Below are 13,883 nucleotides of genomic sequence, written 5' to 3' on the forward strand. Positions count from 1 at the left end.
AGGGGCCCGGCAACCGGGCCCCTCTTCCCACGCGCCCGTAGGCGCCGTTCAGTCCTGCTGCTGCCGCTTGGGCCGCCACACCACCAGCGCGCTGGTCTGCTGGACCTCCTGGTACGGCACCAGGTCGCGCCGGTAGGAGGCGTGCACCGCGGCCTCGCGCTGCCGCATCGCCGCCGCCGCGCCGTCCAGGGCCGCCTCCAGCTCCGCGACCCGGGACTGGAGCGCGGCGACCTGGTTCTCCAGCTCGATGATCCGCTTGATGCCGGCCAGGTTGATGCCCTCGTCCTGCGACAACTGCTGCACCTGACGGAGCAGTTCGATGTCACGGGCCGAGTAGCGCCGCCCCCGGCCGGCGGTGCGGTCGGGGGAGACCAGGCCCAGGCGGTCGTACTGGCGCAGCGTCTGCGGGTGGAGTCCGGAGAGCTGGGCCGCCACCGAGATGACGTAGACCGGTGTCTCATCGGTCAGTTCGTACGGTGAGAAACCCCCGCGCTGGCGGGAACGACGGCCATCCATCTCTCTCAAGCTCCCTTCGCGGCCTCGAACAGCTCCGCCCGCGGGTCCTCGCCCGCGGTCGCCTCGCGATACGCCTCCAGCGCGTCACGAGCCTTCCCCGACAGGTCCTTGGGAACACGCACCTCCACGGTGACCAGCAGATCGCCGCGGGTGCCGTCCTTGCGGACCGCTCCCTTGCCCCGGGCCCGCATCGTACGGCCGTTCGGGGTGCCCGGGGGCAGTTTCAGGGTGACGGGCGGGCCGCCCAGCGTCGGCACCCGCACCTCGCCGCCGAGGGCCGCCTCGGGATACGTCACCGGCACGGTGACGGTGAGGTTGTCGCCCTTGCGCCCGAACACCGGGTGCTCCCCGACGTGCACGACCACGTACAGATCGCCGGCCGGGCCGCCCCGCTCGCCGGGCGCGCCCTTGCCGCGCAGCCGGATGCGCTGGCCGTCGGTCACCCCCGCGGGGATGCGGACCTGCATCGTCCGCGACGACTTGGCGCGCCCGCTGCCCTTGCACTCCTCGCAGGGGTGCTCGGCGATCAGGCCGCGGCCCTTGCAGTCGGGGCAGGGGTCGGTGAGCGAGAAGCCGCCGCCGGAGCCCCGCGCGACCTGTCCGGTGCCGACGCAGGTCGGGCACACGCGCGGCGTGCCGTTCTTGTCGCCGGTGCCCGAACAGGCCTTGCAGGGCGCCTGGGAGGACATCCGCAGCGGCACCGTGGCGCCCTCGATGGCCTCCGTGAAGCTCAGCGTCACCTCGGACTCGACGTCCTGGCCGCGCCGGGGCTGGGTCCGCGGACCCGTGGCGCCGCCCCGGTTGAACAGGCCCCCGAAGACGTCACCGATTCCGCCGCCGAAGCCTCCGCCCTGGGCGGCGCCGCCGAACAGGTCGCCCAGGTCGAAGTTGAAGGAGCCGCCGGCCGCGCCCGGTCCGGGGCGGAAGCCGCCGTTGCCGAACAGCGCGCGCGCGTCGTCGTACTCCTTGCGCTTCTTGGGGTCGCCGAGGATGTCGTTCGCCTCGGAGATCTCCTTGAAGCGCTCCTCGGCCTTGGCGTTGCCCTTGTTGGCGTCCGGGTGGAACTCGCGGGCGAGCTTGCGGTACGCCTTCTTGATCTCGGCCTCGGTGGCGTCCTTGGGGACGCCGAGGACCTTGTAGTAGTCCTTCTCGATGAAGTCCTTGGTGCTCATCCCCGACGTCCCTCCTTCCCCTGTGTTGTCACGTCAGCCCTCGTCCGGGCCACCGTTCTCCTTGTCGCCGTCCGCCGCGGTGTTCTCCTCGGCGGCGTCCTCCGCCTGGTCGCCCTTGACGGTCTGCGCACCGGGCTGCGGCTCGGCCACGGCCACCCGCGCGGGGCGGATGGTGCGCTCGCCGATGCGATACCCCGGCTGGAGGATCGCCACGCAGGTCGTCTCCGTGACGTCCGGCGCGTAGCTGTGCATCAGGGCCTCGTGGATCGTCGGGTCGAAGGGCTCGCCCTCCTTGCCGAACTGCTGCAGGCCCATCTTGGCCGCGACGGTCTCCAGCGACTCGGCCACCGACTTGAAGCCGCCGACCAGTTCGCCGTGTTCCCGTGCCCGGCCGATGTCGTCGAGCACCGGGAGCAGCTCGGTCAGGAGGTTCGCCACGGCGATCTCCTTGACCGCGGCCCGGTCGCGCTCGACGCGGCGGCGGTAGTTCTGGTACTCGGCCTGCAGGCGCTGGAGGTCCGCCGTGCGCTCGCCGAGCGCCGTGCGCACCTGGTCCAGCTGGGCGACCAGGCCGGCGTTCTCTGCGGTCCCGTCCCCGGCCGGGGCCGCCCCCTCCTCGGGGGCGGCCTTCGGCTCGGCGTCGTCGGAGGTGGCGCCGGAGGGGACGTCGGGCTTCTCCTCGAAGCCCGGGGTCTCCTCCGTCACGCGGCACCGTCCTTGCGCTCGTCGTCCACGATCTCGGCGTCCACGACGTCGTCGTCCTTGGCGTCACCGGCGGCGGCGCCGCCGGCGGCCTGGGCGCCCTGGGCGTCGGCGTACAGGGCCTGGCCCAGCTTCTGCGAGACGGCCGCGACCTTCTCGGTGGCGGTGCGGATCTCGGCGGTGTCCTCGCCCTTGAGCTTCTCCTTCAGCTCGGCGACGGCGGACTCCACCTCGGTCTTGACCTCGCCGGGGACCTTGTCCTCGTTGTCCTTGAGGAACTTCTCGGTCTGGTAGACGAGCTGCTCGCCCTGGTTGCGGGTCTCGGCGGCCTCGCGGCGCTTGTGGTCCTCCTCCGCGTAGCGCTCGGCCTCCTCGCGCATGCGGTCGACCTCATCCTTCGGGAGCGAGGAGCCGCCGGTGACGGTCATCTTCTGCTCCTTGCCGGTGCCGAGGTCCTTCGCCGTGACGTGCATGATGCCGTTGGCGTCGATGTCGAAGGAGACCTCGATCTGCGGGACGCCGCGCGGCGCCGGCGGCAGACCGGTCAGCTCGAACATGCCGAGCACCGACGAGCACGACGTGGTCGATGTCGTTGATGGAGATGCCGGCGTCCTTGATGACGTTGTGGAACGGCGTCTTGCAGCGCTCCAGCAGGTCGGCCGTCAGCTGCTGGAACTGGGCGCGGGTGAGCTTCTCGTCCAGGTGCAGCGGGCCCTCGGCGGACGCCGTGATGTACGGCAGGTTGATCGAGGTCTCGGTGGAGGAGGACAGCTCGATCTTGGCCTTCTCGGCGGCCTCGCGCAGGCGCTGGAGGGCCATCTTGTCCTTGGACAGGTCCACGCCGTGACCGGACTGGAACTGCTTGACCAGGTAGTCGACGACGCGCTGGTCCCAGTCGTCACCACCGAGGTGGTTGTCGCCGTTGGTGGCCTTCACCTCGACGACGCCGTCACCGATCTCCAGCAGCGACACGTCGAAGGTGCCGCCGCCGAGGTCGAAGACGAGGATCGTCTGGTCGTCCTTGTCGAGGCCGTAGGCGAGCGCCGCCGCGGTCGGCTCGTTGACGATGCGCAGGACGTTCAGACCGGCGATCTCGCCGGCCTCCTTCGTCGCCTGGCGCTCGGAGTCGTTGAAGTAGGCCGGGACGGTGATGACCGCGTCCGTGACCTTCTCGCCCAGGTAGGCCTCGGCGTCCCGCTTCAGCTTCTGCAGGATGAACGCGGAGATCTGCTGCGGGTTGAAGTCCTTCCCGTCCAGCGCGATCTTCCAGTCGGTGCCCATGTGGCGCTTGACGGACCGGATGGTCCGGTCGACGTTGGTGACCGCCTGGCGCTTGGCCACCTCGCCGACGAGCACCTCGCCGTTCTTGGCGAAGGCGACGACGGACGGCGTGGTCCTGGCGCCCTCGGCGTTGGTGATGACGGTGGGCTCGCCGCCCTCCAGAACGCTGACGACGGAGTTAGTCGTGCCCAGGTCGATGCCGACCGCACGTGCCATGGTTGATTCCTCCAGCTGACTTGAGTGGAACAGGCTCAAGTGTGCCCGAGGAGACCCGCGGGGTCAACAGACCTGAGTCAATCGGACTCAACTCTTATCCGCTTCTTACACGCAAGTGCCCGCTGACCTGCGTAGATGCCGTACGAGGGGGCTGCTGGACAGGCGCCCGAAGGAGTACGAGGACCACCACGGCGACGGCGACCGCGCCGGCCACCCAGAGCGCGGCACCCTCCCCGGTCCACCCCGCGTGCACCAGTACCCCCACCAGCACCGAGGAGAACGAGGCCGCCCCCACCAGGACGACCGCCCCCGGCGGGGTGAGCCCCAGCCGGCGCAGCCGGTGCGCGAGGTGGTCCGGGCCGCGCCGCAGCAGCGGGCGCCGGGCGGTGGTCCGGGCGAGCACCACGAGCAGGGCGTCGGCGACGGCGACGGCCCCCAGGCAGAACACCACCGCCGCGCTCGGCCCGAGCGCGTACCCCGCGCGCGTGAAGACGACGGCGGAGGACAGCACGAACCCGGTGAACAGCGAGCCGCACGCGCCGAGGCCGATGCGCGCGGGATGCCAGTTGTGCATGAGGAAGCCGGTGAGGGCGGCGGCGACCACGCTCAGCAGCACGGCCAGGCCGTCCATCACCTCCGCCGCGGCGCAGGCGCCCACCCCGAAGGCGGTGACCACCCCGACCGTCCCGGCCAGCCCGTCGGCGTGGTCGAGCCCCCGGAAGACGAGGGTGGTGAGCACGATCCAGCCGACGGCCAGCAGCCCGCCGGGCAGGCCGGTGTCGTCGTAGGGCACCACCCAGACCGCGGCCACGGCCGTGCCGGCGGCGAGCACGCGGGCGCGCAGCCGCCACACGTCGGCCACCAGACCCAGGGCGGCGATCGCGGCGGCGGCCGTCAGCAGTTCCCCGACCCCCTCCCCGAGCGGGGCCACCCTGCTCCACTGCCCCACCCCCGCGACCAAGCAGGTGACGGCCACGACGGCGAGCCCGCCGAGCAGGGGGAGGGGACGCTGCCGACGCCGGTCGAGGATCCCGGCCCGCAGGGCGGGCGCCCGGAGCGCCGCGGCGAGCACGGCGGTCAGGAGGAGGGCGGCGGTAGCGGCGGCGATCCCGTAGAGCACGGCTCTAAGGTAGGGGCGAAAGTATCAATTCGGTACGAATAACACGATCTGATTGCCTGGCGGCGATCCAGATCACCCCGCGCTCTGCTGCATCCCGACGGAAGATGGGGGTAGTCTCAGACGGACTACATAAGTTACCGCTTAGTAATGTTCGTCAGCCCAGACAGCTCGTTCCGACCGAGGCCGCTTCAGGAGCCCCAATGCAACTCGCCGCGATCATCGTGTCGCTGGTCCTGATCGTGGTCGGCGTGGCACTGTTCGGCCGCGCCCTCCTCCAGATCTACAACCACATGCGGCTGGGCCAGCCGGTACCGGCCGGCACGCGGACCAACGATCCCACACAGCGCACCCTGACCGTGGTCCGGGAGTTCCTCGGCCACACCCGGATGAACCGCTGGGGCATCGTCGGCGTGGCGCACTGGTTCGTCGCCGTCGGCTTCTTCACGCTGCTGCTGACGATCGTCAACGCGTTCGGGCAGCTGTTCAAGGCGGACTGGATCCTGCCCGTCCTGGGCGACTGGGCACCGTACAACGTCTACGTCGAGTTCATCGGCACGATGACCGTGATCGGCATCCTCGTGCTGATCGCGATCCGCCAGCTGAGCCACCCGCGCGACCCGGGCCGCAAGTCCCGCTTCGCCGGCTCCAACTTCGGCCAGGCGTACTTCGTCGAGACCGTCATCCTCATCGTCGGCGTCTGCATCTTCATGCTGCACGCCCTCGAAGGCGCCCAGCACCACGTGGACGGCTACGAGGCCTCGTTCTTCATCTCGTACCCGGTCGTCGCCTGGCTGCGGGAGATGGACCTCTCCACGCTCCAGAACCTCACCTACTTCTTCGCCGGCCTGAAGATCGCGACCAGCTTCATCTGGATGATCACGGTCTCGCTGAAGACCGACATGGGCGTGGCCTGGCACCGCTTCCTGGCGTTCCCGAACATCTGGTTCAAGCGCAACGCCGACGGCTCCACCGCGCTCGGCGCGCTCCAGCCGATGACCTCGGGCGGCAAGCCGATCGACTTCGAGGACCCGGGCGAGGACGACGTCTTCGGCGTCTCCCAGGTCGAGCAGTTCTCCTGGAAGGGCCTGCTGGACTTCTCCACCTGCACCGAGTGCGGCCGCTGCCAGTCGCAGTGCCCCGCCTGGAACACCGGCAAGCCGCTCTCCCCCAAGCTGCTGATCATGTCCCTGCGGGACCACGCGCACGCCAAGGCGCCGTATCTGCTCGCGGGCGGCGGCAAGACCACGGAGGGCGAGGAGAAGGCGACCGAGGAGCAGCTCGCCTCGGTGCCCGCCGCCGCGCTGGCCGAGGCCGAGCGCCCGCTGATCGGCACCGCCGAGGAGAACGGCGTCATCGACCCGGACGTGCTGTGGTCCTGCACCACCTGCGGCGCCTGCGTCGAGCAGTGCCCGGTGGACATCGAGCACGTCGACCACATCGTGGACATGCGCCGCTACCAGGTGATGATCGAGAGCGCCTTCCCCTCCGAGGCGGGCACGATGCTCAAGAACCTGGAGAAGAAGGGCAACCCCTGGGGCCTGGCGAAGAAGCAGCGCCTGGAGTGGACCAAGGAGGTCGACTTCGAGGTCCCGGTCGTCGGCAAGGACATCGAGGACCTCACCGAGGTCGAGTACCTGTACTGGGTCGGCTGCGCTGGCGCCCTGGAGGACCGCGCCAAGAAGACCACCAAGGCCTTCGCCGAGCTGCTGCACATCGCGGGCGTGAAGTTCGCGATCATGGGCGGCGACGAGAAGTGCACCGGTGACTCCGCCCGCCGCCTGGGCAACGAGCCGTTGTTCCAGGAGCTCGGCATGGAGAACGTCATGGCCCTGAACACGGCGTTCGGCGAGGAGCTGGACGACGAGGGCAAGGTCACGCCGGAGTCGAAGAAGCCGAAATCGGCGAAGAAGATCGTCGCCACCTGCCCGCACTGCCTGAACACGCTCGGCAACGAGTACCCGCAGCTCGGCGGCGACTACGAGGTCATCCACCACACCCAGCTGCTCCAGCACCTGGTGGACGAGGGCAAGCTGATCCCCGTCACCCCGGTCGAGGGCATCATCACGTACCACGACCCCTGCTACCTGGGCCGCCACAACAAGATCTACACGCCCCCGCGCGAGATCATCGGCAAGGTCCCGGGCCTCAGGAACGAGGAGATGCACCGCCACAAGGAGCGCGGCTTCTGCTGCGGCGCCGGCGGCGCGCGGATGTGGATGGAGGAGCGGATCGGCAAGCGCATCAACAACGAGCGCGTCGACGAGGCCCTGTCCCTCAACCCGGACATCGTCTCCACGGCCTGCCCGTTCTGCCTGGTCATGCTCACCGACTCGGTGAACGGCAAGAAGAACGACGGCAAGGCCAAGGAGTCCATCCAGGTCGTGGACGTCGCCCAGCTGCTGCTCGACTCCGTCAAGACGCCGGCCGACCCGGCGGGCGAGGCGGAGACCGAGAGCGCACCGGAGCCGGAGCCCGTGAAGTAGCCCCGCTCCCCCCGGCGTACGGCGCCCCCTGCTTCGCACAGGCAGGGGGCGCCGTCGTGTTTCCCGGCGGGATCCGTGACCGGGGCGCCGGTATCAGCTACGGGTCCGGCTCGGACACCCTCGGAGCCGGTATCCGCGGCGGCCGGGGCTCAGGCGCCCTTGGGGCCGGCCTGCTGGACCACGTCGAAGGACCACAGGGTCGAACCGGAGGCGGCCGGCTTCGGACGCTCACCGCCCTCACCGCCGCCCTCGCCGCCCCCTTGGTGCGCGGCCTTCATCGGCCCCTCCATCCAGGCCTGGAAGGACTCCTCGTCCCGCCAGCGGGTGTAGACGAGGTACTGGTCGGTGCCCTCCACGGGCCGCAGCAGCTCGAACCACTCGAACCCGTCGGAGTTCTCCACCGCGTGGGCCCGCGAGGCGAACCGCTTCTCCAGCACCTCCCGCTGCTCGGCGGGAACGGTCAGCACGTTGATCTTCACTACGCTCATGAAGCCATCCTGGACCATGGGACCCCGCCGAACGGCGCGGAACCCCGAGGAAATTGGGGGTGAGGCGCCTGACGGTCCCTTAGGGGATGTCACAGGTCGGCCGCAAAGCCGGGTCAGGTCCCAAGGCCCGGTCACGCCGGCCGTCCGGACCAGGTACGTTCGATGACGTGGCTGGATTCAGGATCGGACGCGGGGGCCGGGACGACCGTACCCCCCAAGGACAGCAGGCGCCCCAGGGACCGTCGTACGGACACGGGCACGGCCCCGCACAGCCCGGCGGACCGGCGTACGGTCAGCCGCCGTACGGCCGCCCGGGCCCCTCGGGTCCCGCGGGCCCCTCGTACGGCTACCCGTCGGCGCCTCAGCCGCCGTACCCGCACCAGGGACAGCCGGGACAGCCCTACGGCTACCCGGGCGCCGGTGCCGACGACGGCCCCGAGTACTTCGGCGACGGCGGCCACCCGGGCGGCGGGCACGGCGGGCACGACCCCTACGCGGCGAACCAGCCGGGCCACACCCAGGCGTTCTCCATCGACGAGGCCGCGAGCTACACGCAGGGGGCGACCTACCACGCCGGTTCCGCTCCCGCGCCGACCGCCCCGATCGGCCCGCCGCTGCACTGGAAGGACCTGCTGAAGGGGATCGTGCTCGCCCCGAACGAGACGTTCCTGCGCATGCGGGACTACACGATGTGGATCCCCGCCCTCATCGTGACCTTCCTCTACGGCCTGCTCGCCGTCTTCGGCTTCGACGGCGCCCGTCAGGACGCGATCAGCGCGACACTGTCCAACGCGGTGCCGATCGTGCTGGTGACGGCGATCGTGATGGTGCTGGGCCTGTTCGTCCTGGGCGCGGTCACCCACACCCTGGCCCGCCAGCTCGGCGGCGACGGCGCCTGGCAGCCCACGGTGGGCCTGTCCATGCTGATCACGGCCCTCACCGACGCGCCCCGGCTGATCGTCGCCATGTTCTTCGGCGGCGACGCCGGCTTCGTCCAGATCCTCGGCTGGGCCACCTGGATCGGCGCCGGCGCCCTGCTGACCCTGATGGTCTCCCGCTCCCACGACCTGCCCTGGCCGAGGGCACTGGGGGCGTCGGCGATCCAGCTGATCGCGCTGCTGTCGATCGTGAAGCTCGGCACGTTCTAGGTACCGGCGCACAGGAAAGGGGCCCCTGCGGGGGCCCCTTTCCTCTGTCCGCTCCTGTGTCCGCGCGCCGGAGGCTAGGCGTCGAGCACCTGCCCGGTCCGCTTCACGACGGGCGGCTCGACGCTCCAGGGGAAGTTGATCCAGTCGTCGGTCCGCTTCCACACGTACTCGCACTTCACCAGCGAGTGGGACTTCTCGTAGACCACCGCGGAGCGCACCTCGGCGACGGTGTCCAGGCAGAAGTCGCGGACGAGCTTGAGCGTCTTGCCGGTGTCGGCGACGTCGTCGGTGATCAGGACCTTCTTGTCGGAGAAGTCGATCACGTTGGGGACCGGGGCGAGCATGACCGGCATTTCGAGCGTGGTGCCCACACCGGTGTAGAACTCGACGTTCACCAGATGGATGTTCTTGCAGTCCAGGGCGTAGGCGAGGCCGCCGGCGACGAAGACACCGCCGCGGGCGATGCTCAGCACGATGTCGGGCTCGTACCCGTCGTCGGCGATGGTCTGCGCCAGTTCCCGGATGGCGGTGCCGAACCGCTCGTAGGTCAGGTTCTCCCGCACGTCTGCGCTGCTCATGCTGTAGTCGCCCTCACACCTGGGTCCGATGGAAATTGAGGAAGGACCGCGAGGCGGTCGGCCCGCGCTGCCCCTGGTACCGCGAGCCGTAGCGCTCACTGCCGTACGGGGACTCGGCGGGCGAGGTCAGCCGGAACATGCACAGCTGCCCGATCTTCATGCCCGGCCACAGCTTGATGGGGAGCGTGGCGAGGTTGGACAGCTCAAGGGTGACGTGTCCGCTGAAGCCGGGGTCGATGAATCCGGCGGTGGAGTGCGTGACCAGCCCGAGCCGTCCGAGCGAGCTCTTCCCCTCGAGTCGCGAGGCGAGGTCGTCGGGCAGCGTGATGACCTCGTAGGTGGAGGCGAGCACGAACTCCCCGGGGTGCAGGATGAACGGCTCGTCCCCGTCGGGCTCCACCAGCCGCGTCAGGTCCGCCTGCTCGATGGAGGGGTCGATGTGCGGGTAGCGGTGGTTCTCGAACACCCGGAAGTAACGGTCCAGCCGCACGTCGATGCTCGACGGCTGCACCATGGATTCGTCATAGGGATCGATCCGTACCCGCCCGGCGTCGATCTCGGCCCGGATGTCCTTGTCTGAGAGAAGCACGTAGCGAGGATACGCAAGGCGCGCGGAACCATCGCAATCACGACGGCGCCGCGCGCTCCCTGTCACGCCCCGGCTACGGCCGGTACCGCGTTGCCCTCCCGCCTACCGCTTCTCCAGAACGACAGGCACCGCGCTCCGCAGCCGGGCGCATCGCGGACACCGCACGAGCCGGCCGGGGCCGAGCCGCTCGGCCTGCTGCATCGGGAACGAAGCGGTGCTGAAGACGTGCCCGTCCGCGCAGCGGACGACGGTGCGTTGCATCAAGTCCCTCAAGTCCCTTCCCCAAGAGCCGCGTCCGGCGTTCTACCCGGACGCCAAAAGCCACATTACGGGATCAAAGAGACGACGCTCCAGGCGGCACTCCGGCCCCCACGGTACGCCCCAACTCACGCCCCTCACAGCCGGATCCCACCCCGAACCCCGGCTCCGGCCCACCGCACTCCCGCGATGATGTAGAGTGAGCGAGCGTCCGGACAAGGGACTCCGCGAACCCCATGTCCGTACATAAGCGGGTGTAGTTTAATGGTAGAACATCAGCTTCCCAAGCTGAGAGCGCGAGTTCGATTCTCGTCACCCGCTCCATGACAAACCCCCAGGTCAGAGGCCCGGGGGTTGTTTGTTGTCTGGACCACTGGGCAGGCCGCGCACCACATCCGCACCACAAGCGGCGGCTAGCTGCCGGTGGGCTTCTCCTTGTGGTGCGCGCTCTTGTCGGTGTGGTGCTTCGCACGCTCGGCGCGGGCCATGTCGTCCAGGCCGGCGGCAACGTCGCGCTGCCGCTCCTCGTCGGAGTGCTGGTAGATCAGCGCGGCCTTCTCGGACGACTGCCCGGCACGGACCATCGTGTCCTTGAAAGTGGCCTGGAACGGGGAACGGTGCCCCCTTCTCGCCGAAGAAGACCAAGCCGTCAGGCTCATCTCGGTGAACCAGGCGAGGTGCTGTCTCAACTCCTCGCGCAGGAAGGCCGGGGATACGACGACTCGGGCGCCCGCGTCGGACCTGGTCCGGCCCGGAGCGCGCTGGACGTTGGTCCGCTCAGGATCGGCGCGAGGGACACGGATGACGAGGTGGTATGTCTCCGCGCCGGTGGGGCACCGGATGGCGCGATGCCTGGGCGGAGGAGTCGGAGTCGTACGGGGCCGGACGTACTGGGCGGTCACCTCCACACCCCGGTCTCCGTCCTCATCCTGAACCGTCTACTGCGATCGCGGTAGACGCGAGTGTCTGCGTCCGGGCAACGACGAGAGACCGGTGGAATGCGAGCGTGAGGGTGGGCCGGGTCTGCTGGTCCGGCTCGTGTGGCGTACCTCTGGAAAGGCCCGTCGATGTCCCCTCTCGCCCGTTGGTGCCATAGGCATCGGCTCACCGTCGTCCTGGCCTGGGTGGGCCTGCTGATCGGTCTCGGCGCCGCGGTCGGCATGGTCGGCAGCGACTTCGGCAACAGCCCGACCTCGCAGAACACCGACTCCGCCAGGGCCACGGCCCTGCTGCAGAGGGGCGCCAGCAGCGCGGCGGGCAAGAGCGGCCGGGTCGTCTGGCAGGTCAAGGGCGGGAAGGTGACCGACTCCGCCGCCGAACAGCCGATGGCCGACGCCGTGAGGAAGATCGGGGCCGCTCCCGGTGTCGCCTCCGTGAGCAGCCCGTTCACGGCGGCCGGGGCCCGGCAGATCAGCAGGGACGGTACGACGGCCTACGCGACCGTGTCATTCGAGCAAGGCGTCAGCGACGCCCGGATCGCGCGGGTGAAACAGCTCGCCACCGCCCCGGAGTCGGCAACGCTGCACATCGCGCTGAACGGGCAGGCGTTCACCGTCAATCCCGAGCCGAACGCGGTCGCCGACACCATGGGCATCGCCCTCGCCTTCGTCGTGCTGCTCTTCGTTTTCCGGGCGGTGTGGGTGGCCGCGCTGCCCATCATCACGGCCATCGCGGGCGTGGGCACCTCCGCGGTCACGGTGATGCTGCTCAGCCACGTGATCACCCTGTCCGACACCACGCTGACCCTCGGTTCGCTGATCGGTCTGGGCGTGGGCATCGACTACGCCCTGTTCATCGTCAACCGGCACCGCTCCCACCTGATGGCGGGCATGGGTGTCGGCGAGTCGATCGCCAAGTCCCTCAACACCTCCGGCCGTGCGGTGGTCTTCGCCGGGCTCACCGTCGTCGTCGCCCTGCTCGGCATGCTCACCCTGAACGTCGGCATCATCAACGGCATGGCCATCGGCGCCGCCGTCACCGTGATCCTGACCGTACTGGCCGCCATCACCCTGCTGCCGGCGCTGCTCGGCCTGATCGGCCCGCGGGTCCTCAACCGCCGTCAGCGGCGGGCTCTGGCCGGCCGGCGCACACAGGTCGCACCCGAGGCGGGGCCGAGTCCGTGGGGCCGGTGGGCCGAGCGCGTCCAAACCCGGCCGAAGACGTTCGGTGTGGTCGCCCTCGTCGTTCTGGCGGTCCTCGCTCTGCCGACACTCACCCTGCGCCTGGGCGCGTCCGACGACGGCAACCTGCCCACGACCTCGACCAACCGGCAGGCGTACGACATGATCGCGAAGGGTTTCGGGCCCGGTTTCAACGGTCCGCTCGTCCTCGCCGCCGAGGCGCCCACCGCCGCCGACAAGGCGGCCGAGGCCAGGCTGGCGAGGGCGATCGAGCAGGTCGACGGCGTCGCCGACGTCAGCGCCGTCCCCATGCAGAAAGGGCAGGACGTCGGTGTGATCTCCGTCGTCCCGACGACCTCCCCGCAGTCGGCGGAAACATCCGACCTGATCGACCACCTGCGCTCCGACGTCATCCCGGCGGCCGAGCAGGGCACCTCGATGAAGGTCTACGTCGGCGGCCCCACCGCCGGCAATGACGACTTCGCCTCCGTGCTGATGGGCAAGCTGCCGCTGTTCGTGCTGGTGATTGCCGCGCTCGGCTTCCTGCTGCTGACCGTCGCCTTCCGCAGCCTTCTCATCCCGGCCGTCGGCGCCCTGCTGAACGTCCTCAGCATCGGTGTTGCGTTCGGCGCGATCGTCGTCGTCTTCCAGTACGGATTCGGCGCCTCGCTCCTCGGCCTCGGCGCCGCCGGGCCCATCGAGTCGTTCGTGCCCATCCTCGTCGTCGGCATCATGTTCGGTCTTTCCATGGACTACCAGGTGTTCCTGGTCAGCCGGATGCGCGAGGAGTGGGCACACACCGGGGACAACCAGCGCGCCGTCCGGGTCGGCCAGACCGAGACCGGCAAGGTGATCGCCGTGGCGGCCACCATCATGGTCTGCGTCTTCGGCTCGTTCGTCTTCGGCGGCATGCGGGTGATATCGGAGTTCGGCGTGAGCCTGGCGGTGGCCGTCGCGCTCGACGCCCTGCTGGTCCGCATGGTCCTCGTACCAGCGCTCATGTACCTGTGCGGACGCGCCAACTGGTGGCTGCCCCGCTCACTCGACCGGGCGCTCCCCCGGGTGTCGGTGGAAGGACCGGTGGAGGAGCCGGTGCGGCGGGCCGGTCCCGGCCGTGAGCCGGAGACGGCCGGAACCGGCCGCTGACGTCATCCGCCGAGCGCACGGGCCGGGCCGCGGGAGGCACACCATCCCGACCGGCCCGTGCCGCGC

10 protein-coding genes, 1 tRNA gene and 2 pseudogenes are annotated in these 13,883 nt (G+C 69.9%); 4 read left to right on the forward strand and 9 right to left on the reverse strand.

What is annotated here, in order from left to right; translation table 11 throughout:
- Positions 1-48 precede the first annotated feature (48 nt).
- From IH25_RS0135435 to IH25_RS0135455, 5 genes and pseudogenes are all read right to left on the reverse strand, one after another.
- Positions 49-516 carry a heat shock protein transcriptional repressor HspR gene (locus tag IH25_RS0135435; RefSeq protein ID WP_030620635.1) on the reverse strand — a complete coding sequence of 156 codons (468 nt, stop codon included), beginning with the start codon at positions 514-516 and terminating at the stop codon, positions 49-51.
- A gap of 5 nt (positions 517-521) precedes the next feature.
- A complete protein-coding gene (gene dnaJ / locus IH25_RS0135440) occupies positions 522-1,688 on the reverse strand; it encodes a molecular chaperone DnaJ (RefSeq protein ID WP_030620638.1) in 1,167 nt (388 codons plus the stop codon).
- A gap of 33 nt (positions 1,689-1,721) precedes the next feature.
- A complete protein-coding gene (grpE, locus tag IH25_RS0135445; protein ID WP_030620640.1) occupies positions 1,722-2,393 on the reverse strand; it encodes a nucleotide exchange factor GrpE in 672 nt (223 codons plus the stop codon).
- A pseudogene (locus tag IH25_RS38130) lies at positions 2,390-3,887 on the reverse strand (Hsp70 family protein). The gene grpE and the pseudogene IH25_RS38130 overlap by 4 nt, the downstream one beginning before the upstream one ends.
- Positions 3,888-3,981: 94 nt before the next feature.
- A complete protein-coding gene (locus tag IH25_RS0135455; RefSeq protein ID WP_030620643.1) occupies positions 3,982-5,007 on the reverse strand; it encodes an MraY family glycosyltransferase in 1,026 nt (341 codons plus the stop codon).
- Positions 5,008-5,207: 200 nt separating this feature from the next.
- Between IH25_RS0135455 and IH25_RS0135460 the strand changes: the two genes are divergently transcribed.
- Positions 5,208-7,490, forward strand: a complete 2,283-nt coding sequence (locus IH25_RS0135460) for a (Fe-S)-binding protein (RefSeq protein WP_030620645.1) — start codon at positions 5,208-5,210, stop codon at positions 7,488-7,490.
- Between the two features lie 149 nt (positions 7,491-7,639).
- Here IH25_RS0135460 and IH25_RS0135465 read toward each other — a convergent pair whose 3' ends face one another.
- The gene (locus IH25_RS0135465) at positions 7,640-7,978 is read right to left on the reverse strand and encodes an antibiotic biosynthesis monooxygenase family protein (RefSeq protein WP_030620648.1); all 339 of its coding nucleotides are present in this window, start codon (positions 7,976-7,978) and stop codon (positions 7,640-7,642) included.
- A 167-nt stretch (positions 7,979-8,145) separates the two neighbouring features.
- On the opposite strand from IH25_RS0135465, the gene IH25_RS0135470 reads away from it, so the two are divergent.
- Entirely contained in the window at positions 8,146-9,126 is a 981-nt protein-coding gene (locus IH25_RS0135470; protein WP_030620651.1) for a Yip1 family protein, read from the forward strand.
- A gap of 74 nt (positions 9,127-9,200) precedes the next feature.
- Here IH25_RS0135470 and IH25_RS0135475 read toward each other — a convergent pair whose 3' ends face one another.
- Complete coding sequence (locus tag IH25_RS0135475) at positions 9,201-9,704, reverse strand: phosphoribosyltransferase (RefSeq protein WP_030620654.1); 504 nt, start codon at positions 9,702-9,704, stop codon at positions 9,201-9,203.
- A 13-nt stretch (positions 9,705-9,717) separates the two neighbouring features.
- Positions 9,718-10,293, reverse strand: coding sequence for a dCTP deaminase (gene dcd, locus IH25_RS0135480; protein WP_030620657.1), 576 nt, complete (start codon positions 10,291-10,293; stop codon positions 9,718-9,720).
- A gap of 508 nt (positions 10,294-10,801) precedes the next feature.
- Between dcd and IH25_RS0135490 the strand changes: the two genes are divergently transcribed.
- Positions 10,802-10,875, forward strand: a tRNA-Gly gene (locus IH25_RS0135490).
- Between the two features lie 89 nt (positions 10,876-10,964).
- On the opposite strand, the pseudogene IH25_RS43330 reads toward IH25_RS0135490, so the two are convergent.
- Positions 10,965-11,363, reverse strand: a pseudogene (locus IH25_RS43330) (tyrosine-type recombinase/integrase); the annotation flags it as partial.
- A gap of 255 nt (positions 11,364-11,618) precedes the next feature.
- Between IH25_RS43330 and IH25_RS0135500 the strand changes: the two are divergent.
- The gene (locus IH25_RS0135500; protein WP_030620664.1) at positions 11,619-13,817 is read left to right on the forward strand and encodes an MMPL family transporter; all 2,199 of its coding nucleotides are present in this window, start codon (positions 11,619-11,621) and stop codon (positions 13,815-13,817) included.
- Positions 13,818-13,883: the final 66 nt, after the last annotated feature.

Origin of the sequence: Streptomyces achromogenes subsp. achromogenes (genome assembly GCF_000720835.1) — a bacterium.
GTDB lineage: Bacteria > Actinomycetota > Actinomycetes > Streptomycetales > Streptomycetaceae > Streptomyces > Streptomyces achromogenes.